At 40.7% G+C, this 24,435-nt stretch carries 19 protein-coding genes; 17 read left to right on the plus strand and 2 right to left on the minus strand.

Features of this window, described 5'->3' with window-relative positions; genetic code table 11:
- The first annotated feature begins 59 nt into the window (after positions 1-59).
- Complete coding sequence (gene rlmF / locus FXV77_RS13005; RefSeq protein ID WP_148919670.1) at positions 60-965, plus strand: 23S rRNA (adenine(1618)-N(6))-methyltransferase RlmF; 906 nt, start codon at positions 60-62, stop codon at positions 963-965.
- A gap of 7 nt (positions 966-972) precedes the next feature.
- On the opposite strand, the gene FXV77_RS13010 is transcribed toward rlmF, so the two are convergent.
- Positions 973-2,322, minus strand: coding sequence for an NfeD family protein (locus FXV77_RS13010; protein ID WP_148919671.1), 1,350 nt, complete (start codon positions 2,320-2,322; stop codon positions 973-975).
- A 23-nt stretch (positions 2,323-2,345) separates the two neighbouring features.
- Between FXV77_RS13010 and FXV77_RS13015 the strand changes: the two genes are divergently transcribed.
- The 3 genes from FXV77_RS13015 to FXV77_RS13025 are packed head-to-tail and all read left to right on the plus strand — an operon-like array spanning position 2,346 to position 4,665.
- Positions 2,346-3,092, plus strand: a complete 747-nt coding sequence (locus tag FXV77_RS13015) for a hypothetical protein (protein ID WP_148919672.1) — start codon at positions 2,346-2,348, stop codon at positions 3,090-3,092.
- Positions 3,093-3,103: 11 nt separating this feature from the next.
- On the plus strand, positions 3,104-4,021 hold the full coding sequence (locus FXV77_RS13020; RefSeq protein ID WP_148919673.1) for a DPBB and LysM peptidoglycan-binding domain-containing protein: 918 nt from the start codon (positions 3,104-3,106) through the stop codon (positions 4,019-4,021).
- A 20-nt stretch (positions 4,022-4,041) separates the two neighbouring features.
- The gene (locus FXV77_RS13025) at positions 4,042-4,665 is read left to right on the plus strand and encodes a uridine kinase family protein (RefSeq protein ID WP_148919674.1); all 624 of its coding nucleotides are present in this window, start codon (positions 4,042-4,044) and stop codon (positions 4,663-4,665) included.
- A gap of 293 nt (positions 4,666-4,958) precedes the next feature.
- Here the strand turns inward: FXV77_RS13025 and FXV77_RS13030 are convergent, their stop codons facing one another.
- On the minus strand, positions 4,959-6,182 hold the full coding sequence (locus FXV77_RS13030) for an MFS transporter (protein WP_148919675.1): 1,224 nt from the start codon (positions 6,180-6,182) through the stop codon (positions 4,959-4,961).
- A gap of 132 nt (positions 6,183-6,314) precedes the next feature.
- Here FXV77_RS13030 and FXV77_RS13035 point away from each other — a divergent pair, with 132 nt between their 5' ends.
- From FXV77_RS13035 to FXV77_RS13095, 13 genes are all read left to right on the plus strand, one after another.
- The gene (locus tag FXV77_RS13035) at positions 6,315-6,749 is read left to right on the plus strand and encodes a hypothetical protein (protein WP_148919676.1); all 435 of its coding nucleotides are present in this window, start codon (positions 6,315-6,317) and stop codon (positions 6,747-6,749) included.
- A 2-nt stretch (positions 6,750-6,751) separates the two neighbouring features.
- Positions 6,752-7,396: an SCO family protein gene (locus tag FXV77_RS13040; protein ID WP_148919677.1), complete on the plus strand. Its 645-nt coding sequence runs from the start codon at positions 6,752-6,754 to the stop codon at positions 7,394-7,396.
- 8 nt (positions 7,397-7,404) lie between these two features.
- Positions 7,405-7,830, plus strand: a complete 426-nt coding sequence (locus FXV77_RS13045; protein ID WP_148919678.1) for a c-type cytochrome — start codon at positions 7,405-7,407, stop codon at positions 7,828-7,830.
- 284 nt (positions 7,831-8,114) lie between these two features.
- Entirely contained in the window at positions 8,115-8,690 is a 576-nt protein-coding gene (locus tag FXV77_RS13050; RefSeq protein WP_148919679.1) for a TetR/AcrR family transcriptional regulator, read from the plus strand.
- Between the two features lies 1 nt (position 8,691).
- Positions 8,692-10,035: a TolC family protein gene (locus FXV77_RS13055; protein ID WP_187444128.1), complete on the plus strand. Its 1,344-nt coding sequence runs from the start codon at positions 8,692-8,694 to the stop codon at positions 10,033-10,035.
- A 38-nt stretch (positions 10,036-10,073) separates the two neighbouring features.
- Complete coding sequence (locus FXV77_RS13060; protein ID WP_148919681.1) at positions 10,074-11,198, plus strand: efflux RND transporter periplasmic adaptor subunit; 1,125 nt, start codon at positions 10,074-10,076, stop codon at positions 11,196-11,198.
- A 3-nt stretch (positions 11,199-11,201) separates the two neighbouring features.
- Positions 11,202-14,375 (plus strand): efflux RND transporter permease subunit, encoded by a 3,174-nt coding sequence (locus FXV77_RS13065; RefSeq protein ID WP_148919682.1) that lies wholly within the window; start codon positions 11,202-11,204, stop codon positions 14,373-14,375.
- A gap of 119 nt (positions 14,376-14,494) precedes the next feature.
- Positions 14,495-16,057: a beta-N-acetylhexosaminidase gene (locus FXV77_RS13070; protein WP_148919683.1), complete on the plus strand. Its 1,563-nt coding sequence runs from the start codon at positions 14,495-14,497 to the stop codon at positions 16,055-16,057.
- Positions 16,058-16,218: 161 nt separating this feature from the next.
- Positions 16,219-16,779, plus strand: a complete 561-nt coding sequence (locus FXV77_RS13075; RefSeq protein ID WP_148919684.1) for a sigma-70 family RNA polymerase sigma factor — start codon at positions 16,219-16,221, stop codon at positions 16,777-16,779.
- Between the two features lie 58 nt (positions 16,780-16,837).
- On the plus strand, positions 16,838-18,061 hold the full coding sequence (locus FXV77_RS13080) for a FecR family protein (protein ID WP_148919685.1): 1,224 nt from the start codon (positions 16,838-16,840) through the stop codon (positions 18,059-18,061).
- 177 nt (positions 18,062-18,238) lie between these two features.
- On the plus strand, positions 18,239-21,559 hold the full coding sequence (locus tag FXV77_RS13085) for a SusC/RagA family TonB-linked outer membrane protein (protein WP_148919686.1): 3,321 nt from the start codon (positions 18,239-18,241) through the stop codon (positions 21,557-21,559).
- A 10-nt stretch (positions 21,560-21,569) separates the two neighbouring features.
- Positions 21,570-22,937, plus strand: coding sequence for a RagB/SusD family nutrient uptake outer membrane protein (locus tag FXV77_RS13090; protein ID WP_148919687.1), 1,368 nt, complete (start codon positions 21,570-21,572; stop codon positions 22,935-22,937).
- 37 nt (positions 22,938-22,974) lie between these two features.
- Entirely contained in the window at positions 22,975-24,432 is a 1,458-nt protein-coding gene (locus FXV77_RS13095) for a CBM96 family carbohydrate-binding protein (protein ID WP_222867793.1), read from the plus strand.
- Positions 24,433-24,435 lie beyond the last annotated feature (3 nt).

Raw genomic sequence — 24,435 nt, forward strand, 5'->3', positions numbered from 1 at the left:
CTTTTTTGAGGGAAAAAAGAATATATAAAAGCATTACCTTTGCATGAAATTATAAGTATATGAATTCTAAGAAGAAGAAGAACGTATTACATCCCAGAAACATACATCAATCCGGATATGATTTCCCTAAACTAGAAGAAGCAAATCCGGCATTGAAAGATTATATTATCGAAACGGCATTTGGTACGATATCTATAGATTTTGCTAATCCCAAAGCGGTCGTTGAACTTAATAAAGCACTCTTGAAAGCTTACTATAACGTACAAAACTGGTCTATTTTGAAAAACAGTCTCTGCCCTCCTATTCCGGGAAGAGCAGACTACGTACATTATGTTGCTGACCTACTTGCTGCCGATAACAGTGGTATTATCCCGACAGGCTCCCAAATAAATGTGTTGGACATCGGGACAGGCTCTTCCCTTATCTACCCCATCTTAGGAGAGAGGATATATGCTTGGAGTTTCCTAGGCACAGATATCGATGTCACGGTATTAAATCACGCCAGATCACTGATTAAAACGAATAGCGGACTGTCTAAGAAGATTACCTTGCAATTGCAGGAAAATAAAGGACATATTTTTGACGGTATCCTTCGCAAAGACGATTACTTTGATTTAGTGATGTGCAATCCCCCTTTTTATAAATCAAGAGAAGAAAACTGGCAAAAAACAAGTAAAAAATTCCACAACCTAAACAAAAGCAAAGAGGCGCTTCCTGTACAGAACTTCGGTGGACATCCCAATGAACTCTGGTGTGAAGGCGGGGAAAGAAAGTTTGTTCGTGATATGATTAACGAAAGTATGCGATTCCAAAAACAATTAGGGTGGATCACAAGTTTAGTTTCTAATAAAGAAAACCTGAAACCCCTCATCGCTGTTTTGGAATACAATAAAGCATCCAAAGTTGAAATCATCAATACGGCACAGGGACAAAAGGCTATCCGTATTTTAGCTTGGAAATGGTAGTATAAGGTTAAGGTTTATCCTCTAGTTTCCGCACGAAAAGACTGTAGTTCTCATGTTTTTCGACGTACACCTCTTCTCCTGCATCGATAAACCCATCCAACGCAACAGCATCATACCAAACCCCGTCAATCTCAATTTTACCCGATGGTCTTAAAACCGTTCGGGCAATACCATTTTTATACAGCAGATTTGTTTTCTGTGGAGACGAGGTATATCCTACGTCGGCTTTCTGCTCATCGTGGAGCACTAATCGTCTAAAGGCAGACGATTTCAGGATATTTTTGCCGAAAATAACCATTAAGATAATAGAGAGCACCATTGCTCCCGTTACAATTAAAAATGACTCCATCAATAATCCTGGTTTGGCTAATTTAAAATCAAAAAAGTTATTGTCTACCATAGAGAAAGCAAGGCCGCAAAGCACACATATAATCCCCAGTATACCCGCAATACCAAATCCCGGTATGACGAATACTTCCAGCAGTAGCAGTGCGACTCCCACTATAAATATAGCGATTTCCCAATGGTCTGCCAGCCCCTGCAAATACAGGGGTGCAAAAAACAGCACACCGCATATAATTGCAACTACTAGTGCAAAGCCAATCCCCGGCGTTTGTAACTCAAAATAAATACCGCCAATAAGGCCTAATATTAAGAAACCGCTGACCATCGGATTAACCAAAAAAGCGATGATGCGATCCACCACGGTAATATGGTGCTGTACCACTTCAAGGTCACCGTTTTCAACCTGTTTGTATACTTCTCCTACATCTCCGACTACGGCTTGAACAATACCCGATTTCACTCCTTCGGAAGCCGTTAATGTTAATAGCTTACCATCAGGCTTTAATTGCGGGACAGAAACTTCAGGATCTACAAATGCTTCCGCTATTTTAGGATCTCGTCCTTTTGCTTCGGCTGTAGCCCGCATCAACCCTCTCATATAAGATTGGTACTTTTCCGGCATAATCTCCCCACTTTGATTGACCACACTCGCTGCCCCCATACTTCCGCCTTTTTGCATAAAAATTTTATCCGAAGCCAACGAAATCAACGCGCCTGCGGAAGCCGCATTGTTGTTAATATACACCACCGTATGCATAGAGGAACCTAAAAGCTTGGTACGTATAGAATCTGCAAAATTCACTGCTCCGCCAAATGTATTCAACTCTATCAAAAACATTTCGGCCTGCAGTTCTATTGCTTTCTGATGGGCCAAATTGACTGTTCGCCATGCATTTGGACCGATATCTTCTTTGATATCCACTTTGTATATTTTTTGTGCCAATGCCGAAGAAAGCATAATACAAAAAGTAAAAAGAAAAGCAAAAAAGGATTTCGTAATTTTGTTCTCCATGGATTAATGTTCTTGCTATAGTAATGACTAAATATACAACATTCAAAGCATTTGAAAAAAACTTTCCTTATCAAATATGGAAAATTGTAGCAGATGCTGCCTCCCGACAATTTGCTGTAGAGCTCCGAGACACGGAGTCTACGTATGCCATACTCTATGTCTTTGATTTTGACGGAAAAGAGATGTTAAAACATAGACAAATTGATGAGAAAGAATGGACGTTGGAGGCCATCCAACATCATACCATCGTTCTGAAACGTGTAGGTGATACACAGCCGGTGAAAGAAGGTATTTTATTTTTAGATATGCAAGGCAATCCCCGTCATCTATGGCAAGAATATACCTGGATAGATACTTATCGTGATGTTGTCAAGGTGAGGCATCGTAATTTCCAAAGTGGTTTTGAAGAATATATCGATATAGAAACACTAAAAAAAACTTCCGATACGGGAAGAATACAAGAATATTGCAGTGCTGTCAAAATGCCTGTTCCTTATAACGGTGCCTTACCCCCCTATCTACAACATATAGCTATCCAAGACCTACCTTGGATTAGCCGTGCAGCAGACCATATACTTTGGTCGTATCACACCAAAGAGCATGCACATTATCATTTAAACCTTTCTATCGCCGATACATCCAAATTATTGTCGACACAATGTTTATTATCAGATATGCCCAAAATGATTCCACAACCGTACTTTCAGATAGAAAATCAAATATTTTTAATGTCATATAATAAACGGAAAATTGTTTCGTATTTAGTATAATTGTAAAACATATGGCAAAAACAAAAGCTTTTTCGACCACTATAAAATTAGGAGTCATTGGGGTATTATGCTTCCCTCTTTTTCTGACAGCCAAATCCGTTGATTATAACGTTAATAAACCCTCTACTGTATCTATCGCACCGGATTCAATAGGCGTAGAAGTTGTAAATGGCGAAATAAATATTATCCACCGTATAGCGCGAAAAGAAACATATTATGCATTGAGCCGTCGATATAATATTCCGGTAAATCGTATTATGGAGGTGAATAGTAAAAAGAGCCTTAAACCGGGCGATACCGTAAAAATTCCTACCGGCCGGCAAGACACACCTCCAACAGCAGCTCCATCAACTCCTGCTGCAAAAGCTCAACAGCAGGAACTACCTAAGGTGTTAACTGAATATAAAGTGGGTAAGAGTGAAACACTATACGCCATTTCTAGACGATTTGGCACAACGGTAGAGGCCATTAAGAAAATGAACGAACTCCGTTCGGATTCGCTCAGAGAAGGTATCACCTTGAAAATCCCAAATGCGGATTATCGAGAACCAATTCCAGCAGTTCCGCAACAACCGATTGTTCTCGACACATCATCCGTCCCGGAACTAACACCGGAACAAATTATTGCCGCAAATCGCTATGGTATCCGTGAAAAACAGGAAAAAGGCATCGGCGTGTGGATCAACGATCTGGAAACAGATGGTAAAAGTAACCTCGCTCTTCACAAAACTGCGCCAATAGGTACCATCTTAAAAATCACGAATCCTATGACACGGAATGTTACATACGCAAAAGTAGTTGGAAAGTTCACCGACACGGCGGAAACAAAAGATGCCATTGTTGTCCTGTCAAAATCAGCAGCTGCTTATATCGGTGCACTTGACAGAAGATTTTTGATAGAAATAGCATATGGCGTACCTTTACAGTAATCAAATTTAAGAAGGTATAGATGGATAAACCATACGTAATCGGTATTGCAGGCAGCAGCGGATCAGGTAAGACGTTCTTTCTAAGACGCTTTCTAGACCATTTTCAACCAGATCAGGTTACGCTTATTTCGCAAGACGATTATTATATCCCAGCGAACACCAAAACAAAAGAAGAAAATCGGTTATACAATTTTGACTTGCCCACCGCCATCAATCGGAAATCTTTCTTCCACGATATAAAACAACTCTTCGACGGGCACACCGTTTATCGGCAAGAATATACATTCAATAACCCCGATATTATACCTAAAATGCTCGAAATTAAACCTGCTCCGATTCTTATTGTAGAAGGATTGTTTATTTTCCACTATGAGGAGGTTAACGAGCTATTGGATTATCGGATTTTTCTGGACGCAGAAGAATCAGTTGCACTGGAAAGGAGATTGCAACGAGACCTCATTGAAAGAGGATATGATCATGACGATGTTATGTACAAATGGATAAACCACGTCGTGCCAGCTTATGAACAGTATTTGGTTCCGTTTAAATCAATATGCGATTTGGTTATCATCAATAATACGAACGATCCAAAAATCATTGATGACGCCGCCCGTGAAATTTCGAGTGAGCTTAAACCTGCATAAATTGCCATAAACAAAAGAATATAAACAATTTATGCAAGCTTTATTACCATTAAAGAACAGGTTATTCGAATGGAAATTATTTAAATTCAATCTAAACAATTATCTTTGTACCCGAGATGGAAAAGATAATAAATCCGTTATTTTATATAGAAGATGGGAATTCCTTTTTTGATGAAGTCAAAAAAGGAATAAACTGCAACCCTGATTTGGGATGCTGTGTCTTTAAAAAATGCTGTAAAAAATATAAGCGGGGCAAACGTTGCAAGAAATGTCCTAAAGGCTAATTCTATGCCTTACTCTTCCATATAGTTTAAATCTTTATTGAAACTCTCTTCCAGCTTAGTCAAAGCAAAAATCGCAATAATAGATAATAGTATCGTAACAGCCATTGCAGCGTGAAGTATACCTATCTTTGGCACTAACCAACCATATAGGAGTGTAGATGGAATCAACGCCCCCCGTACAAAATTTGGTGCGGTTGTTGCCACTGTAGCGCGGAGATTTGTACCAAACTGTTCGGCAGCAATGGTGACAAACGTAGCCCAATAACCGACACCAATCCCTAGTAAAAATGCCAGTAACAAAAACCTATTCTCTGATATCCCCATACTGGATAAGTACCACACCGAAAATAAGATAATGAGCACCTGACAGATAAAGACCACTTTTTTTCTTGATTTAAACCATTGCGCAAACAAGCCTGCAAAGACATCGCCCAATGAAATGCCAAGATAAGTAAACATCACTCCTTTACCTGCGCTCAAAGGTACTTCGCTCTGCAAAGCACGCCCGATTTCGGGTGCTTGCGTAACCAAAACACCCACGACAAACCAAATGGGCAATCCAATACAAAGGCAATATAAATAGCGAAGGAAACGCTCCTTCTTGTTGAACAACATAAACAAGTTTCCTTTAACTGCTTTCTGATTGTCTTGCTTCTTAAACAATCCCGACTCAAACGTTCCGACACGCAACAACAAAAGGCAAAGCCCCATGCCACCACCAACAAAATACGCTGTCCTCCAGTCAAACCATTCGGAAACATAGTAGGCTAAGATAGCACCCAACACCCCCAACGCTGCGACAATCATGGTACCGTATCCGCGTTTTCCCTTATCCATGCTTTCGCTTACCAATGTAATCCCGGCGCCCAATTCTCCCGCAAGACCTATACCCGCCACGAAACGAATCCACGCGTATGTATTTACATCTTGGACAAAGCCGTTGTATATATTAGCCAGTGAATATAGTACGATAGATCCGAAAAGTACTTTCAGTCGTCCGAATTTGTCAGCAATAACACCCCAAATAATTCCACCAAGCAGTAATCCCGCCATTTGCATATTCAATACAAACTCCCCATCGGATCGCATTTGCTCGTCCGGAATACCAATATCTTTAAACGATTGTACCCGTACAATAGAAAAAATAATTAAATCATAAATATCCACAAAGTAACCGAGCGAAGCCACCACGACCAATAGCCATACTTTACCAGGTTTAGGATTACTTTCCATAATAGTTTAACGTTGATGCAGACAATTTACAATCTTTTCCATTTATTACAAGAATTAAACAATCATAATCCGCTAAAATATTAACGGAGTCCTATATTTGTAACTTCGAACATCAATACTAAAAAAACGAACATGATGAAAAAGTTCACTTTAAGTGCTTTAGCATTGGCACTATTCCTAGCGAGCGCTTGCCAAAACAACGCACAAAACGAAGAAGCAAAGAAACTGGCAACCGAAGCCATCGAAATACATGATGAGATCATGCCCCAGGTTTCAGCTTTTGACAAACATGACATTTTGATCGATTCTTTATTACAAAACCTTTCGATATTAAAAACGGTGGATGCAGACCTTGATACCGTAGAAACCCGGGAAAAGTTCCACACATTGAAAGCAAATTTGGAATCCGCGACAGATAAAATGATGGTTTGGATGAAAGAATATGTGGCAGACAGTACAGATGTAGATTATCAAAAGGCTGAAGTGGAAAGCATTTCGGAGTTGAAAACGGAATTTGAACAAGTGAAGTATGAAGCGGAGAGTTTACTAGCTCCTTTTAAAAAGTAGTCATGAAACTTAATCTTACAACATGTCTCTGTGCAATTGCACTTTCTTCCGTTTTATTCGCCTGCTCGGGAACAGTCGAAAAGAAATTACCTATTATCGGTGAACGTGCGACGGAAGAGCGGATCGTAGAGGGTAAAACTGTGGTGGATACAATTTATCATCAGATTCCTGCATTTACTTTTCTCAATCAAGATAGCGTAGAAATCACGGACAAGGATTTCGACAACAAGGTTTATGTTGCAAATTTCTTTTTCACACACTGTCCAAGTATCTGCCCTACCATGCAGCGTAACTTGTTAAAAGTATATGAAAAATATAAAGATGATGAGCGGGTTGCTTTTTTATCCCACAGTATAGACTTTAAATATGATTCACCGAGTGTACTCAAATCTTATGCAGAAAAATTGGGTGTTACGAACGAACAATGGCAATTTGTAACGGGTGAAAAAAAGGATATTTACGGCATCGCTGATAAATATCTGGTTTACACGAAAGAAGACGAGAATGCTCCGGGTGGATATGACCATCAAAGTTATCTGGTATTGGTTGATTCGCAGAAACATATCCGTGGTGCTTACGACGGAACAAATGATGAACATGTAGCCCAACTCTTTAACGACTTGGAAATCCTATTGAAAGAACAATAGATTAATAAATGCGAAATACGATATTTTCATTGGCGGGAATAAGCATACTTATCGGTATGCTTATTTTTGCTTGCCAACCCAATGTGAGTATCGAAACAGCACAATATGCTGTAAACGGCCAAAAACTTTACGTCACGCATTGCAAAAGTTGCCATGGCGCGAAAGGCGAAGGATTAGGGATGCTCTATCCCCCATTGACCGACACGACATATTTGCTAAAACACAGAGACCAACTCGCGTGCATTGTTAGGAACGGCATGACAGGCCCTATTGAAGTTCATGGCAAAAGCTATGAAGGTGATATGCCTGCAAACCCCGAGTTGACCAATGTGGACATTGCGTACATATTGACCTACATCACTACCACATTCGGTAATAGTACAGAAACCTACACACAAGAAGAAGTAAAAAGAAGTCTTGCCGATTGTCAATAATTTATTGCACTATAATTCGTATACATTCGGTTCTTTCCATCGATCCAAAAAAAGAAGGTTTCCAAACGGGGAGAATGGAAACCTTTCTAAACTAACCAATTATAAACCTAAATTATGATAGGACAAATATAAGGTCGATTCAGCGATTGTGCAAATAAAACAGTCCCAAAACCGAACATTTAACAAAAAATTAACATTAGTGTCATTATTACACTAACCAAAGCTACTTATATAACAAATATTTGACATTTGCGGTTCCATTTTTTTACTACATTTGCACCCGAATGAACGTTCAATTGCTAAATAAGAAAGAGGCTATTTTTGAAAGCACGCTTAAGCTCATCAATGAGCATGGCTTTCATGGTACGCCGATGAGTCAGATTGCTGCTCACGCGAATGTGGCGACAGGTACAATCTACCATTACTTCAGTTCCAAGGATGAATTGATTCTAGAGCTTTTTAAATATTGTCGAGAAAAAACGAATGAGCATATCTTCAACTTTAATGAAGATTTATCCTATAAAGAGAGGTTCTTTTATATTTGGAACCGTTTGGTGGATTACTACGTGGCGCATAAAGAGACGTTTTGGTTTATCGAACAATTTTACTCATCGCCGTATTACGAGCTTATAAAACAGCGGAAGACTACCTACTATGGTGTCGACAAAATGCATTTATTTTTTGAAGAAGGTATAAAATCCGGTATTATCCGAGATGTAAGCTTCTACACCTTGATATCTATTTACATCGGCTCAGCTACGTCCCATGTTAAAATGGTGACTTATGGCTTTTGTAAAATGCAGGCTAAAGGTCGTGAAGATTTAATTGAAATAATTTGGAATGGTGTTAAAAATCAATAATATGAAGTTCAAAAAAGTTGCTTTATCGTTGCTTCTTGCGTGCTCTATCGCGGGATCTACACAAGCACAATCTGTTAATAATAATGGGGAATCTGAAAAACTCAACAGCAATGCTACGCTGGACGAGCTCATTGACTATGCCCTACGCAACAAAATTGAGTTAAGACAGGCACATATCGACCAAGAAATTGGAGAACGGCAAATTGCTTCGGCTTTATCAGGTTGGTTTCCGCAAATTAACGCTTCCGCTTCTCTGGTCCACAATATACAATTGCCCGCCATGGTGATCGGAGGCGAAACGATAAGAATGGGTCAAAACAATACCAGTACGGTAGGATTTCAAGCTGACCAGGCAATCCTTAGCCCGGAATTATTCCAAGCCTCCCGTGCTGCCAAATATATACGTCAGCAAAACAATCTAAATATAGAGGACACTAAAATCAACACAGTGGTGGATGTAAGTAAAGCCTATTACGATATACTTACTTCAGAAGAGACTATTAAAATCATTAACGAGAATATTGTCCGTCTAAAACGCCAATATACGGAAGCCAATGCCCGCTATGAAACCGGATTGGTGGACAAAATAGATTACAAACGGGCGCAAATATCGTTGAACAATGTAAATGCACAATTAAAATCAGCCAACGAGGCTCGAAAATATAAATATGATTATCTAAAATCCCTTTTAAATATTCCTACAGCAGAAGATATTTCACTATCCTTTGTCAATCAGTCGTTGGAATCTAATATTTTACTAGACACTTCAGAATTACTGCATATTGCCAACCGTGTAGAATACCAACAGTTGGAAACATTGCAAGAGATTCAGAAATTGAACACACAATACCAAAAATGGAGTTTTATGCCTCGACTGGGTGCTTATGCCAACTATAATATGAACTACTTCGGCAACGAATTTAGTCAGTTATATAGAAACAACATCCCGAGTTCATCTGTAGGTTTATCCTTATCTCTTCCGATCTTTACTGGGACAAAACGTATACAGGAAATCCGCAGATCGCAATTGGAAGAAGAAAGAATTGAGTGGGATTTGAAGAATCTGGAGAATATGATCAGTGCGGAATATTCTGCAGCCATGGCGAGCTATCGTTCCAATATGAACGAGTGGAGAAATGCGAAAGAAAACATGGATCTGTCCGAAGAGGTCTATAACACGATCAAGTTACAATATGATGCAGGGGTGAAAACCTATTTAGAGTTGATGACTGCCGAAAGCGATCTTCGAACAACACAATTAAATTACCTCAATGCTTTATATGCTGTTCTTTCCAGCAAGTTAGACATTCAAAAAGCGTTAGGTACAGTAGAAACAACACTATAAAACAAACCTTATCATTCAACCACGAAATACACGAAAACATGAATAAGAACTATTTATTTTCTGCGCTAATTATAGGTTCGGCTTTGTTCTGGCAATCTTGCGGCTCCAAAGATGGAGCAAAGCAGCAACAAGGAGCGGCTCAGGGAGAACGCGCTGTCCCCGTGACGACAACGACTGTTGAGAAACAGATTGTTTCCGGTATCAAAAATTACCCTGCTAGTGTTGTTCCCCTTCAAGAAGCTAATTTGTTGGCAGAAGTATCCGGCTATGTGACTAAAATATATGTAGCGGACGGTGCTACCGTAAAACAAGGACAACCCTTGTATGAAATTGACCGCATCCGTTATCAAGCGTCAGTCGATCAAGCGAAAGCTAATTTGGAGATTGCGAAAGCAAATCTTCAACGTATCGAAAAAGATTTGACACGTTATCAAACCCTTGCGGAGCAAGATGCGATTGCAAAGCAGACTTTGGATTATGCTTTTACAGATGTAAATAACCAAAAAGCACAAGTACAAGCGGCACAAGCGGCATTAACGACCGCGCAAACCAATTTGGATCGATCTATTATACGCGCCCCATTTAGCGGTGCTGTAGGAATTTCGCAGGTACGTACGGGTGCATTGGTTTCTCCCGGCACAACACTTTTGAACACGATCAGTGCCATTGATCCTATTGCCGTGGAATTTCAAATCAGCGAGAGAGAGATTTCCGAATTTGCCGCTTATCAGTCAGGGCGATCCTCTACTGAAATCAGTGTCTCTTTACCGGATAGAAGCACTTATACACAAACGGGAAAAATCGCGACCATGGATAGAGCGGTTGACCCGACTACCGGAAGATTGAAAGTACGTGCATCTTTTGCCAATCCGCAAAACGATTTACGTGCAGGCATGAATCTCACGATGAATGTAAAGAGTACCTCAGCTACGGAGCAACTGGTTATTCCATTTAAAGCGGTGCAGGATCAAATAGGTGTTTACAATGTATATGTGGTCAATGATAGCAGTCAGGCGGAGATACGTCCTGTAGAACTCGGTTTAAAACTAGAAGACAAAGTAGTGGTAAACTCGGGTGTAGAAGTAGGAGACAGAATCGTTGTAGACGGCATTTTGAATGTACGGAGTGGAGCAAAAGTTGTTGAAAAAGAAGAAAGTAAATAAGAAATGATATCAGAAGTTTTTATAAGAAGGCCCGTCACGGCAATCGTTATCTCTATATTGATTATGATTATAGGTACGATTTCCATTCTGACGTTGCCCATCAGTCAATATCCATCCATCGCTCCTCCCACCGTTACCGTGACGGCAAACTATACCGGTGCAGATGCGCAGACCGTTGAACAAACGGTGACAACACCAATAGAAAGCCAGATTAACGGTACGCCGGGCATGATTTATATGTCTTCTAACAGTACCTCAAACGGGCAGTCGAGTATCACAGTCACTTTTGAAGTGGGTACAGATATTGATATCGCTACGCTCGATGTACAAAACCGTGTCGGTATCGCCGAGCCGGCTTTACCCGAGGCTGTACGTCGTTTAGGTGTAACCACGCGTAAAGCAAATACAGATATCCTAATGCTCGTTTCATTAGTATCGCCGGACGGAACACGTGATGATAAATTTTTAGCTAATTACGCCAACTTGTATGTTAGGGATGCCATCATGCGGGTAAAGGGTGTGGGTGACGTGACTGCCTTTGGCCAGCCCTTCTCCATGCGGATATGGCTTGATGCCAACAAGTTAGCAGCATTAAACTTAACCCCTGCCGACGTTTCTAGTGCAATCGCAGAACAGAACTTGCGGATGCCGGGTGGTTCGGTCGGTGCTCCACCCCAGCACAACTCTCAAGTATTCGAATATCCGGTCATTACCGATTCTGATCTATCTTCCGAGGAAGATTTCGAAGAAATCATTGTCAAAACAAATCCCGTTGACGGCTCTATCGTACAACTGAAAGATGTGGCACGAGTAGAGTTGGGTTCGTTTGCCTATTCAACCACTACACGAGTGGATGGCATGGTCTCTACCGGGATGATGGTTGCCCAGACACCGGGCGGTAATGCCGTGGAAACAGCCGAGGGTATATATAGTGCCCTGGAAGGATTAAAAAAATCATTCCCTGAAGATGTGGATTATGTCGTGGGATATGAAACCGTTTCGGTTGTCAAAGCATCCATTTCGTCCGTTATCCATACGTTGGTGGAAGCACTGATATTGGTTACGATTGTGGTATTTTTCTTCTTACAATCATGGAGAGCTACTTTAATCCCGGTACTTGCTATTCCGGTCTCTATCGTTGGAACATTTATCTTCTTTACGCTGTTTGGATTTTCCATCAACAACTTGACATTACTAGCCTTCGTTTTGGCTATTGGTATCGTGGTGGATGATGCTATCGTCGTGGTGGAAGCTGTTCAGCATTATATCGACCATTACAAGATGGATGCGAAAGAAGCTACCCGTCATGCAATGAAAGATATTACAGCTCCGGTTATCGCCATTGGTTTTATCTTGGCCGCCGTATTCGTACCCGTTGGTTTCATTCCCGGAATGGTTGGACAGCTTTATCAACAGTTTGCCATTACCATCGCGGTGTCCGTATTATTATCTGCTTTTATCGCGCTATCGCTGACACCGGCATTATGCTCCATTATGATGAGACCTACTGCGGTAAACAAAGATGCTAAAGGCTTGAATAAATTTTTCTATAAATATAACCTTTGGTTCGATCGTGTAACGCATAAATATTCTAGAGGTGTAAAAGCCGTTATTCGCAAAGCTCCTTTGGCGCTTATTATCCTGGTCTGTGTATATGTGGGTACCGGATATATGTTTAATGTAAAGCCAACAGGATTTATTCCTACAGAAGATAACGGAATGTTCTTTGCGGGGGTAACGTTACCTGAAGGAGCTTCTGCGGCTCGTACAGCACAGGTGCTGGATGAATTAGAAACAGAACTAAGAAAAGACTATCCCGAAATCAAACACGTAACACTTATCGCCGGTATTAATATCTTAAACCGATCCTTTAAGTCGAATGGAGCAACATTATTCGTCTCTTTAAAGCCTTGGGCAGAGCGTACACGTACTGCTGCCGACGTCGCGGGTGGTATTATGGCTAAATATGCAGGATACGATAAAGCGAATATTTTGGCGGTAACTCCACCGGCTATTCCAGGATTGGGAACATCGGGCGGATTCTCCATGATGATACAAGACCATCAGACCGTCGATATCAAGCAGTTTGAAGGAGTTGTCGGGCAGTTTTTAGCGGCGGCAAACCAACGGCCTGAAATAGGGATGGCCTATACACTTTTCAGCTCAAATTCCCCCAACTTCAAAATTACAGTAGACAGGGAACAAGCCAAAAGAATGTCGGTTCCTATATCATCCGTATACAGTACGATATCAGCTTATCTCGGTTCAGCTTATGTCAACGATTTCACGCGCTATGGACGTAACTTCCGTGTCGTAACACAAGCTGATCAGGACTATCGCATGAATATAGAGGATCTCAATAAATTATACGTTAATAATGTGAAAGGAGAATCTGTACCATTAGGTGCCCTTATCAATTGGGAACTAGTGCAAAATCCATCTATTATCAATCACTACAACATCTTCCGGAGCATTGAGGTCAGTGGGTCTGCAGCTCCGGGATACAGTTCCGGGGATGCACTCCGTGCTTTAGAGGAAGTTGCCGCACAAACCCTACCCGATGGATACGGTTATGATTTCTCTGGATTATCTTTACAGGAAAAACAATCCGGTAACATGACGATTATGATTTTCGGCTTGTGTATCGTGTTTGTATTTTTACTATTGGCTTCCCTCTATGAAAGTTGGTCAGTTCCTTTCTCTATCTTGTTATCGGTACCCATTGGGGTATTTGGTGCAATCTTGACCCTGTTGTTTATCCCAGCATTGGATAACAATATTTATGCACAAATTGGTTTAGTAACTATTATCGGACTTGCGTCAAAGAATGCGATCCTTATCGTTGAATTTGCAAAAGAGCGGGTCGATATTGGTATGCCGCTAATGGAAGCAACCTTGGATGCCGTTAAGTTGAGATTGAGACCTATTATCATGACATCATTTGCTTTTATCTTGGGTATTATCCCGCTGATGTTATCAACCGGTGCAGGAGCCTTTTCACGCCAAACAATCGGTTGGACAGTGTTCGGTGGTATGAGCGTTGCCACATTGCTTGGTATATTTATCATTCCCGTACTATTTTATGTTATAACCAAAATGGCTTACGGAAAGAAAAAGCTTGCCGAATTAGAAGCTAATTTTGATGAAGAAAAAGCGAAGAATTTAAGTTCGCACTAATACAAAAAGAGCTGTCTTAAAAAAGTCAGCTCTTTTTTTAAACCCTTCTAGTCCTATTTCCGACGTTGTGCGATATACTATATAATATAGTAATTGCTGGCTTAAGAAATAATCAAAAAATGCATCTTAAAAATTATGTTTTATTTATCGCTACCTGTTGGATTTTAGTCTGTTTTTCTTTTTCTCTGCATGCCCAACACACGAGAACGATACCCGCCGAATTTGAAGTAAAAGGCTTCCATTTGGATCTTCGGATACAGGTGATGACAATGCCGGCGTTAAAAGCTTTCGCAAAAAAATTAAGTGAAAATGGTATCAATACATTGGTCATGGAATGGGAAGGAACTTACCCATTCGAAAAACAACCTTTAATAGCCAATAGGTTTGCTTACTCTCGGGAAGAAGTCATTGATTTCATCGCATATTGCAATCAACTCAAGATTGATGTAATACCGCTTCAGCAGAGTTTTGGTCATGTAGAATATATCCTTAGGCATTATCGTTATAAGGATCTTCGAGAAGATCAAAAGGATTATTCCCAGGTGAATCCTTTGAAAGAAGAATTAAACCGAGAGCTATTTACGGAACTATATCGAGACCTTATTTCCACGCACACATCAGCGTATATCCATATAGGCGGAGACGAAACATATTTACTTGGGCATTCGTCGGAATCAAAGAAAAAGGCAGCAGAAGTAGGCAAAGGCAGGCTTTATGGTGATTTCATCAAGCTACTTTGCGATATTGTCGTAAGCTTAGGAAAACGCCCCGTGCTCTGGGCCGACATCGCGTTGAAGTACCCGGATGCACTACAAGGTTTACCTAAAGAAACGGTATTTGTAGATTGGAATTATGGCTGGGATATTAATATGTTTGGTGACCACAACAACTTATTGAATAGCGGTTTTGAGGTATGGGGCGCTCCTTCTATCAGGAGTCATCCCGACAATTATTTCTTGACACAATGGGAGAAGCACTTTAGAAATATTAGGGATTTTATTCCGCTGGCCAGAAATTTTGGTTATAAAGGTCTTATCATGACTTCCTGGTCAACATCAGGTTTATATTCTACCATATGGGAATCTAGCAGAGATGCGTCTGATCTACAGGCTATCCGGCGTGTTTATCCAATTACGGGCTTCAACTTATTAATCGAGGCTTTCTTTGAGGGTACGAATAATACTGGACCGTTAGATATAGAGCCATTTGTTCTTCAATATGCGCAGAGACAGTACGGTTTTGATCAGCAACAGGCAAAAGATTTTTGGACAGCGTTAAAAGCTATTCCGTATGAAGTTGTACAAGGACGAATCATCGATACGCATCTGTCCATGTCTACCCTCTTAGACAGTGCTCAAATAGTAGCTTCTACATTGCACGGCTTACAACCAAACCTAAATCATAACGAATTTGAGCATTATCGTCTAATGGCAGATATCCGATTACAATATTTGACTTATACGGATATTGAAATGAGGGTAAACTCAGCTGATTTTAAAGAGGAAGATATACCAGAAGTATTAGCAGCGTTGGAAGCTTTGAATACGGTAGATTTGGATAAGCGTTTTATCCGCTTGAATAAACATTCGTTTTACGAAGCAGAATTGAAACAGGAGAATGACTATCGGAACAGCAAAATTCGGTTATTACACCGGCGCCTATCCAGAAATAAAATAGATTGATTCACGCCGGACACTATCAAATTATTTTGGACAATATCGGCTAACTGACTTAATTTAATGTTTGGTAATGACTGTTTTTATTTCATATCTTTGAAATAAAAATTCGTTAAAACGAATATTTTTGATTAATAATCTCTACCAATGGCCTGACAAAATAAATAATGAAAGAGGTGTCTGAAACGGTTTTAGCGGACTTTAGAGCGGGGTACTCGAACGCTTTTAGAATAATATTTGAGATGTATCATCAAGTTATTCTACAATATGTTTACGGGTTTTGCCATCATAGGGAAGAAGCCGAAGAAACTACGCAAGATACCTTTACCCAGCTTTTTATTTATAGGAACAAAATACACGGGGCAGAAAGTATACTGCCCTTTCTTTATGCCGTTTCTAAACGGATTGCTATCTCTCATTTTCGCAGGAAGGTAATCCGCGAAGAGGCCTTGGGACATATCGGCACACTTTCTAATAGAAATCCACACGACACGCAAGAGGCTGTACTGATAAAAGAGCTAAATGACAGCCTGCATAAAATTATAGAAGAACTACCCCAGCAACAAAGAAAAGTATTTGTACTCAATAAGATGGAGGATCTATCTTGTCAGGAAATTGCTGACCAGCTTGCTATTTCCAAGAACACAGTAAAAAACCATTTGGCTGTCGCAACAAAAACCGTTCGGATCAAGCTACAGAGATTAATATGCTTTTTTCTAATTTTTTAACAAACACCTAGTCCTATTTCCAATCTTGTGCGATATAATAACAATAAAGCACATAAAATTGGACAGACAACGTTTAATATATCTCATTAAGAAACGTCAGCAGGGCAAATGTTCTGCTGCTGAAAATGCCGAACTGCATGAATTGATGCAAACTCCACGCGTTGAGAAAGAGATTTTGCTCCTATGGGATCAATTACATGAAGAAAAAACTTTAAAAGTTTCAACTGATGACAGCAAAAAGCTGTACGATCGTATACTCGTTAATCCGGAGATAGTTGCTATTATTCGGAACAGGTCGGTTGGCAAAGCAAAGAAGCAACGACAAAGGAAATATCAAAAGATTGTTGCAGCACCAGCTGTACTTGCCATTTTTTTAGGTATCTATTTTATCCTTTTCCAACCAAGCTTAGAACAGGAAGAACGCTCTCCCAAAACGGCTGACACAAATACAGCGGTGCACCCCGGCAGTAATAAGGCCAGAATTATATTTGAAAACGGTACGTACCAGGAACTGGGGAACAATTCGGAAACTGTAAACATAAACAGGGACAATTTTTTTACAGTCAACGATAAAAATGGAAGTATCTCCTATCTCGAATCTTCTACTATCAACACAAGAGTAGCTAAAACGCATACACTTATTACACCAAGAGGTGGAGAGTATGTCATTCAATTGGCGGATGGAACGAAGGTATGGTTAAATGCAAATTCCACCCTCAAATACCCTGTTTCGTTCAACGGGACTACTGCTAGGGAGGTAGAATTAGAAGGTGAAGCCTATTTTGATGTGACAAAATTAGCGGTCAATAACAAGCATGTCCCATTTTTGGTAAAATCAAAAGGACAGGTCTTGGAAGTAATGGGCACTGAATTCAATATAAACACGTTCCGAAATAAAGTAACAACGACACTAATCGAAGGAAGCGTAAAGGTAGCATTTGAAAGTAAATCCACCGATCAATTTTATATACTCCAACCCAATGATCAATCGGTTTACGATAACAAATTAGAAAAAGTAAGCGTTGCACAAATAGACCCGTATTATGTGACCGCCTGGAAAAGCGGAGATTTTGCGTTTGACAATGCACCATTGGAAAACGTTATGGAGGATATCGCCAGATGGTATGATGTCCATATAGAATACAAGTCTGAAGTAAGTGATGTAAGGTTTTCGGGCAAGGTATCTAAATTCGAAAACATCGAAACACTGCTTCAAACGATAGAATGGACTGGATCTGTAAAACTCAAACTGAACGGAAGGAGGATAACAGTAATGAAATAAAAAGATCGTCTATAAAAAATAGGAGGTGTTACCAGCACCTCCCATAGCTTAGTCAATTTGACTAAAGATTGAAACTAACGTGTTAAATTATAAATCAACCGAATGCAAATGTATAAAAAAAATTGGTTGGGCATATTGCTATGGGAAATATGCCGTACGAACAAAAATCCTGTAGTAATGAAATTATCCTTAGCCCTCCCCTTTCTACTTGCGGCAACATTGCAGGTCAATGCATCTGCTATTGGACAGGAAATTACCCTTCACAAGAAGAATGTTAAGTTAGATTATGTACTTCGTGAGTTACAAAAACAAAGCGGGTACAACATTCTGTTTGACCAACGGATTATTCCCGAATCAGCACGGATAAACGTAAACTACAAAGATGATCATCTTTATAAAGTACTAGATGACGTGCTGTCTCCTTTCGAAATTAAGTACAAACAAACCGGAAAAAACATCGTCTTGAACAAAGAGACAACATCCAACCCGAAAACTGTCCCTATAAACAAGCAACAAACGATAGTTCAAGGTAAAGTGCAAGATGCAGAAGGGCAACCTATTGCCGGGGTTACCGTACAACTTAGCGGAGGAACAAATAATGTTACATTAACAGGTCCAGACGGTACTTTTTCCATTGCCGCCACACCACAAGATAGACTTACATTTTCGTTTGTTGGTAAAGCACCGGTTACGGTAACGGTAGGAGATCGAAAAGAACTATCCATTGTACTCCAAGATCAAACTGTAGAGATGGATGATCTGGTCGTGGTAGCTTACGGACAGCAGAAAAAAAGGAATTTGACCGGATCTGTTGCTTCGGTAGGCAGCGATGAAATCGAAAAAACCACACTTCAAGATCCAATTTCGATTTTACAGGGACGTGCACCAGGTGTACAGATCACGTCCAATTCGGGTGCTCCCGGAGGAGAAATGACCATTCGGGTTAGAGGGAATTCTTCACTAAATTCTGGTAACAACCCGCTTTTTGTGGTCGATGGTGTCCCAATAGAGTCCAATTCGCTATCATCTCTAAATGGAACGGAAAACTTCGGGTTAAACCCATTGGCTGATATCAACCCGGACGATATTGCTTCAATCGAAATACTAAAAGACGCGGCGTCCACCGCCATTTATGGATCACGTGCTGCAAACGGCGTGGTATTGATCACCACTAAGCGTGGCGCAGAAGGAAAAGCACAAATAACAGCGAACTTCATGACGGGAGTAAGTTCGATCACACGGCATTTAGGCGTCTTGAATGCCAGTCAATATCGAGCAGCGGTAATCGATTCGTATAATAATATGGATAACCCCGAAGAGCCATTCTGGACAATAGTAGATTCATTAAACCCCTCCAACAATGGTGATATCGACTGGCAGCGAGAATTGTTGCAAAGTGCCGGGCAGTACAAAGTGGATTTGGCCGTTCGCGGAGGGAGCGACAAGGTACAATATTCATGGAGCAATTCTTATCTGGATCAGGACGGTATTATTATCAGTAATAATTACAAACGCATCACTTCCCGATTGAACGTTGATTTCAATGTATCCAATAAGTTGAAAATCGGGCAAAGCATTGCTTACACCAATGCCACAAACAATCGGATTAATGCAGGTGGAACAGGAAACTTGAGCGTTATTCGTGAGCTCTTGGTCAGACCTCCGGTAATGTCCATGTATTTTCCCGACGGATCACTGAATGGCTATCAATTGGGACGACGAAACCCAGTAGGTATTGCCATGCATGCTACACACAATAATAAAAGCCATCGAATTATCGGAAGCGAATATTTGGAATACGAAATTCTGGACGGTCTGAGTTTTCGCAGTAACCTACATTTCGATTTCACCACGATGAAGGAGAACGAATTCATGCCGTCGATATTAGATTACAGAGAAGGTTACAATACGGGAGCCGTCAGAAGTACAAACAACATCACTTGGGCAAATGAAAATATTTTACGGTACAACAAAGTGTTCAATAATGATCATAATTTCGGGGCTTTACTTGGATTCAGTTTGCAAGACTGGAGATTTGAGCGTACGGGGCTAGATGGTATGTTTTTTCCAAGTGATGACATCCGGACAATAAACGCGGCGAGTGTTATTTCCAATCAAGGTGTCAATGTGGAAGCCGAAAGTGCCATGTTATCGTATTTTGGTAGAGCATCGTATGACTATCAAGGAAAATATCTAGCTGAAGTTAACTTAAGAGCAGATGGTTCTTCGCGATTTGGTCGCGACAAGAGATTTGGTTTCTTTCCTTCGGCTTCCGCGGGTTGGCGTTTTACGGACGAGACGTTTTTGGAAAGTATAAGGAATGTGATGAATGATGGAAAGATTCGCTTTAGCGTGGGTAGTACCGGAAACCATGCCATTGGAAATTATACATCTCAAGGTGAATTTTTGGTCGGAATCAATTATTTGGATTATTCGGGCGCAGCACCGTCAGTGATGCCAAATGCTAGTTTAACTTGGGAAACCACCGTGCAGTACAACGCCGGTATAGACTTATCGTTTCTGGCAAATAGAATTACGCTAAATGCAGACTATTATGTCAAAAATACTCGCGACCTGCTCTATGAAGTACCTATTCCCACGACGACTGGATTTAGTACAATCACCCAGAACATCGGAAACATCCAAAACAAAGGTGTTGAGTTCTTGTTATCGACCAAAAACCTGGTAGGTAATTTCGGATGGTCAACAAATTTCAATATCAGTGCCAACAGAAATCGGATTGTATCCCTTCCGGAAAATTTATTGACCAATGGTTATATACAAAATGGGGCGTATCATATTTTGCAGGAGGGACAGCCTATCGGTATTTTCTACGGATGGAAATTTGACGGTGTATACTCCCGTGATGCAGACAATGTAAATGGGGTTACAAACGGTGCACTGGGTCCTGTTTTCAAAGGAGGAGATCCCATCTGGCACGATCTAAACGGAGATAACATTATTAATCAGGATGATAGGCAGATCATTGGTAAAGCGGAACCAAATTTTTTTGGCGGTATTTCCAACGATTTTAGTTACAAAAATTTCTCTTTGAATGTACTGTTTCAATTCTCCTATGGCAATGATATATACAGTGAGATCAATCACCAGCGAAATACCATCGTGCGGTACAACAATCTTTCTACTGATGCCTTGAAAAGATGGCGTCAGCAAGGAGATATTACCGATTACCCAAGACCTGTACGGGATGATCCTATGCAAAGCGAAAGCCGTGTGCAGAGCCGCTGGGTAGAGGATGGTTCTTATATCAAGTTAAAAAATGTCAACCTTCGTTACCGTTTCTCCCCCACCTTGATCAACAGAATCGGTATAAGGAGTTTAGATGCATTTGTCACAGGGACGAACCTAATCACTTGGACGAAATATACAGGCTTTGATCCGGACGTAAATTCTTACGCAGGATTGCGGGTAGGCGTGGACGAAGGTTCATATCCACAGAGCCGTACGTTCATTTTTGGTTTTAATATAGGTCTTTAAATTGTAGGTTATGAAAAAAAATATAATAAAATGGATTGCCTTTTTATCCGTTCTATTGATGGGTTCCTGTTCTTTCCTGGATAAAGAACCAATTAGTAGTTTCTCCGCGCAGGGTTTTTACAAAACCGCGAGTGACGCACAGGCAGGTGTTTATGGAATATATGATGCTATGCAATCTTCGTTTCGACTTAATTTTGCCTACTGGGGAGAAGGAAGAGCAGATGCGATCGAAACCAACCATGCGGGAGATCCTTTTGCACTTCGCCAGAATACGTTGACACCTATTATCACATCATCCAATTGGAATAACCTGTATACCGTAATCAGTCGTGCCAATTATGCTATAAAATATATTCCTGAAGTTTTCGAAGACGAAACTGGTGCCTTACGGAATCAATTGATAGGCCAAGCAAGGGCGTTGCGTGCTATAGCATATTTTTATTTGATCAGGGTGTGGGGTGATGTCCCTTTCACCCTGGAACCTTATGAGAGTGTACAACAGGATTTATTTGTGTCCAAAACGGATAAAGAAACTATCCTTAACCAAATTGTTGACGATCTATTGTATGCGTCGGAATTCTGTGCACCTAGTTACGGAGGTGAACGAGATCGAGTTTTGATTACAAAAGGTAGTGCTGATGGTATGCTCACACAGGTATACATGTGGCGTAAACAATATGAACAAGCGATTACAGCTGCAGAACGCGTCATCGATAATCCAGTGTACTCTTTGGTTTCCATCAGCAATTGGAACAATATGTTTTCTGCGGGATTGAGTAGCGAAAGTATATTCGAAGTCGGTTACAATGAAGTTCAAACGAATGCTATGCGGGTACTCTATGCCTTAGGTAATGATGCAAATTATTTTCCAAGTGAGCAATTTATGACTTCTTTCGAAGAAGGAGATTTGCGCAAACCCAAGATTTGGGACAATACCCAGGCACAACCGAGAAAAATCTGGAAATTTTTTGGCGAAGGTTTTAATGATGAAAGTCCAGATCCTTCCCAAAACAATATTATTTTGGTCCGGTTAGCAGATATTATGTTGTTAAAAGCGGAAGCACATGCTCGTTTGGATGAGAATAGCCTTGCGCTCCCTTTATTGAATAGTATCCGTAGTCGGGCAGGATTGGAAGCATTGACTGAAGCAACGGCAACGCAAGAATACGGTAATGTCGTCTCGGCAATCATGCACGAAAGGTCGATAGAGCTATGTTTCGAAGGGCATCGCTGGTTTGATCTCGTCAGGACTGATAAAGCTATTGAGGTGATGCAACCAATCAACGGATTAAGCGATCCGCGTAATATTTTATGGCCAATACATGAGGATGCTATCAATCGTAATCCTAATCTGGTACAAAACGAATTTTACAGATAATTTGATGCAAAGACATTGATAATAAAGAAAATTTATTATGCAAACGAAGATAATTTTAAACCGATTTTTAACAGCTTGTATCACGACTGTATTATTGATGACAAGTTGCGAGATTCAGGAGAACTTTAAATACGAGCCTTCTGGAGTGGACGGTGTATTAGATGTGACGGCATGGAGCTTTATCCAAGCAAACGATGATTTTGATCAGCTGGAAAGGGCAATCACACGCACCGGACTTCAAAATCTCTATCAAGATGAGGAAAGGACCTTTATCGTTCCTAATAACACGGCTTTCGAAGCCTACCTGCAAAGCAGTGGTTACAGTTCTATCGAAGATATTCCTCTGCCTATTCTGCGAAACATGTTACGATACCATATTGTAAAAGAACGTGTTATTTTTACTGATCCGACCATCGTCCGTGACCAACCGCTCCCCTATGAAACGGAAAACGGACAAACGTTGTTCCTTTCCCGGAATAACAATTATGTAGGATTGATCAATCAAGGGACAGCGAGGCAATGGGAAATCCGCACGTCCAATCTAGAACCAACAAATGGCGTGATACATGCAGTCGATTTTATCGTCTATTTTTCTGCTCCGGCTATTGATGACAGCGAGGATCCTACGCTCGTGAGAGACACGATATATCCTTTAGCTGATTCGTTCGTTGCTGGTGATAGCCCGGGAGAACTATATGCGAACACGAATTATGGAGCTAATCCTCTTCTTAGACCGAAATACTCCAGCCCAGCACTTAATTCTGCTTATGATAGGTTTGCGTATCTCATGTTTAATCTTGATGATTTCGAAAAGCCAGGAATCGTTGTGGATATGCGACTCAGATTGGCTGTTAGTTTCACCACGGGAGATGGCTACCCGCTAAACCTTTATCAAGCGGCGAACAACAATTGGTCAGAGTCCACCATTACCTTTAATAACGCACCAGGTCGAGTCGGAAATCGTATTTCTTACTTGACCACGTCAAAAGTAGATGCTTTCAATTTTGATATCACGAATTTTTATAAAAATGAATCCCCAAGTGGAAGGGTATCCTTTATGCTGGAAAGCGGGGCTGCCCCTGCAGGTAATAAAACCGACGATTTGGCTTCAAAAGAACATGCTACGCTGCCCCCTCCTATGATTATCGCTACATTGGTAACAAATCAAAATGTCTTGGTCGTGGAAACAAATGAACCGATCTCCGTATCAAACGGCGGATCAGTAGTCATCAATACAGATCTGCTGGAGTTATCCGGCGCTGATGCTGCAGATATCATCTATACCGTGGAAGTCGCGCCAGAAAAAGGTTGGCTCATTAGAGGTGCGGATATCATCGGGCAAGGTGGGGAATTTATGCAGACGGATCTCCGGTCGTTGAGTCTGCTATATATTCATGATGGCGAGAGTAACGGAGAAGATACCATGCTATTATCTGCAAGAGATAGGACTGGTGCGGAGATAGAAGATATAGAGGTTAAGATAAATATTCAATAGTTT

It is taken from the genome of Sphingobacterium phlebotomi (assembly GCF_008180195.1).
Classification (GTDB): domain Bacteria; phylum Bacteroidota; class Bacteroidia; order Sphingobacteriales; family Sphingobacteriaceae; genus Sphingobacterium; species Sphingobacterium phlebotomi.

Excerpts from the sequence above, each read along its gene's own strand:
- FXV77_RS13015 (WP_148919672.1), top strand. The coding sequence starts at position 2,346 with ATGACTAAATATACAACATTCAAAGCATTTGAAAAAAACTTTCCTTAT.
- FXV77_RS13050 (WP_148919679.1), top strand. The coding sequence starts at position 8,115 with ATGAACGTTCAATTGCTAAATAAGAAAGAGGCTATTTTTGAAAGCACG.
- FXV77_RS13010 (WP_148919671.1), bottom strand. The coding sequence starts at position 2,322 with ATGGAGAACAAAATTACGAAATCCTTTTTTGCTTTTCTTTTTACTTTT.
- rlmF (WP_148919670.1), top strand. The coding sequence starts at position 60 with ATGAATTCTAAGAAGAAGAAGAACGTATTACATCCCAGAAACATACAT.
- FXV77_RS13065 (WP_148919682.1), top strand. The coding sequence starts at position 11,202 with ATGATATCAGAAGTTTTTATAAGAAGGCCCGTCACGGCAATCGTTATC.
- FXV77_RS13095 (WP_222867793.1), top strand. The coding sequence starts at position 22,975 with ATGCAAACGAAGATAATTTTAAACCGATTTTTAACAGCTTGTATCACG.
- FXV77_RS13085 (WP_148919686.1), top strand. The coding sequence starts at position 18,239 with ATGAAATTATCCTTAGCCCTCCCCTTTCTACTTGCGGCAACATTGCAG.
- FXV77_RS13090 (WP_148919687.1), top strand. The coding sequence starts at position 21,570 with ATGAAAAAAAATATAATAAAATGGATTGCCTTTTTATCCGTTCTATTG.
- FXV77_RS13020 (WP_148919673.1), top strand. The coding sequence starts at position 3,104 with ATGGCAAAAACAAAAGCTTTTTCGACCACTATAAAATTAGGAGTCATT.
- FXV77_RS13030 (WP_148919675.1), bottom strand. The coding sequence starts at position 6,182 with ATGGAAAGTAATCCTAAACCTGGTAAAGTATGGCTATTGGTCGTGGTG.
- FXV77_RS13040 (WP_148919677.1), top strand. The coding sequence starts at position 6,752 with ATGAAACTTAATCTTACAACATGTCTCTGTGCAATTGCACTTTCTTCC.
- FXV77_RS13055 (WP_187444128.1), top strand. The coding sequence starts at position 8,692 with ATGAAGTTCAAAAAAGTTGCTTTATCGTTGCTTCTTGCGTGCTCTATC.
- FXV77_RS13070 (WP_148919683.1), top strand. The coding sequence starts at position 14,495 with ATGCATCTTAAAAATTATGTTTTATTTATCGCTACCTGTTGGATTTTA.
- FXV77_RS13035 (WP_148919676.1), top strand. The coding sequence starts at position 6,315 with ATGATGAAAAAGTTCACTTTAAGTGCTTTAGCATTGGCACTATTCCTA.
- FXV77_RS13075 (WP_148919684.1), top strand. The coding sequence starts at position 16,219 with ATGAAAGAGGTGTCTGAAACGGTTTTAGCGGACTTTAGAGCGGGGTAC.
- FXV77_RS13060 (WP_148919681.1), top strand. The coding sequence starts at position 10,074 with ATGAATAAGAACTATTTATTTTCTGCGCTAATTATAGGTTCGGCTTTG.
- FXV77_RS13025 (WP_148919674.1), top strand. The coding sequence starts at position 4,042 with ATGGATAAACCATACGTAATCGGTATTGCAGGCAGCAGCGGATCAGGT.
- FXV77_RS13045 (WP_148919678.1), top strand. The coding sequence starts at position 7,405 with ATGCGAAATACGATATTTTCATTGGCGGGAATAAGCATACTTATCGGT.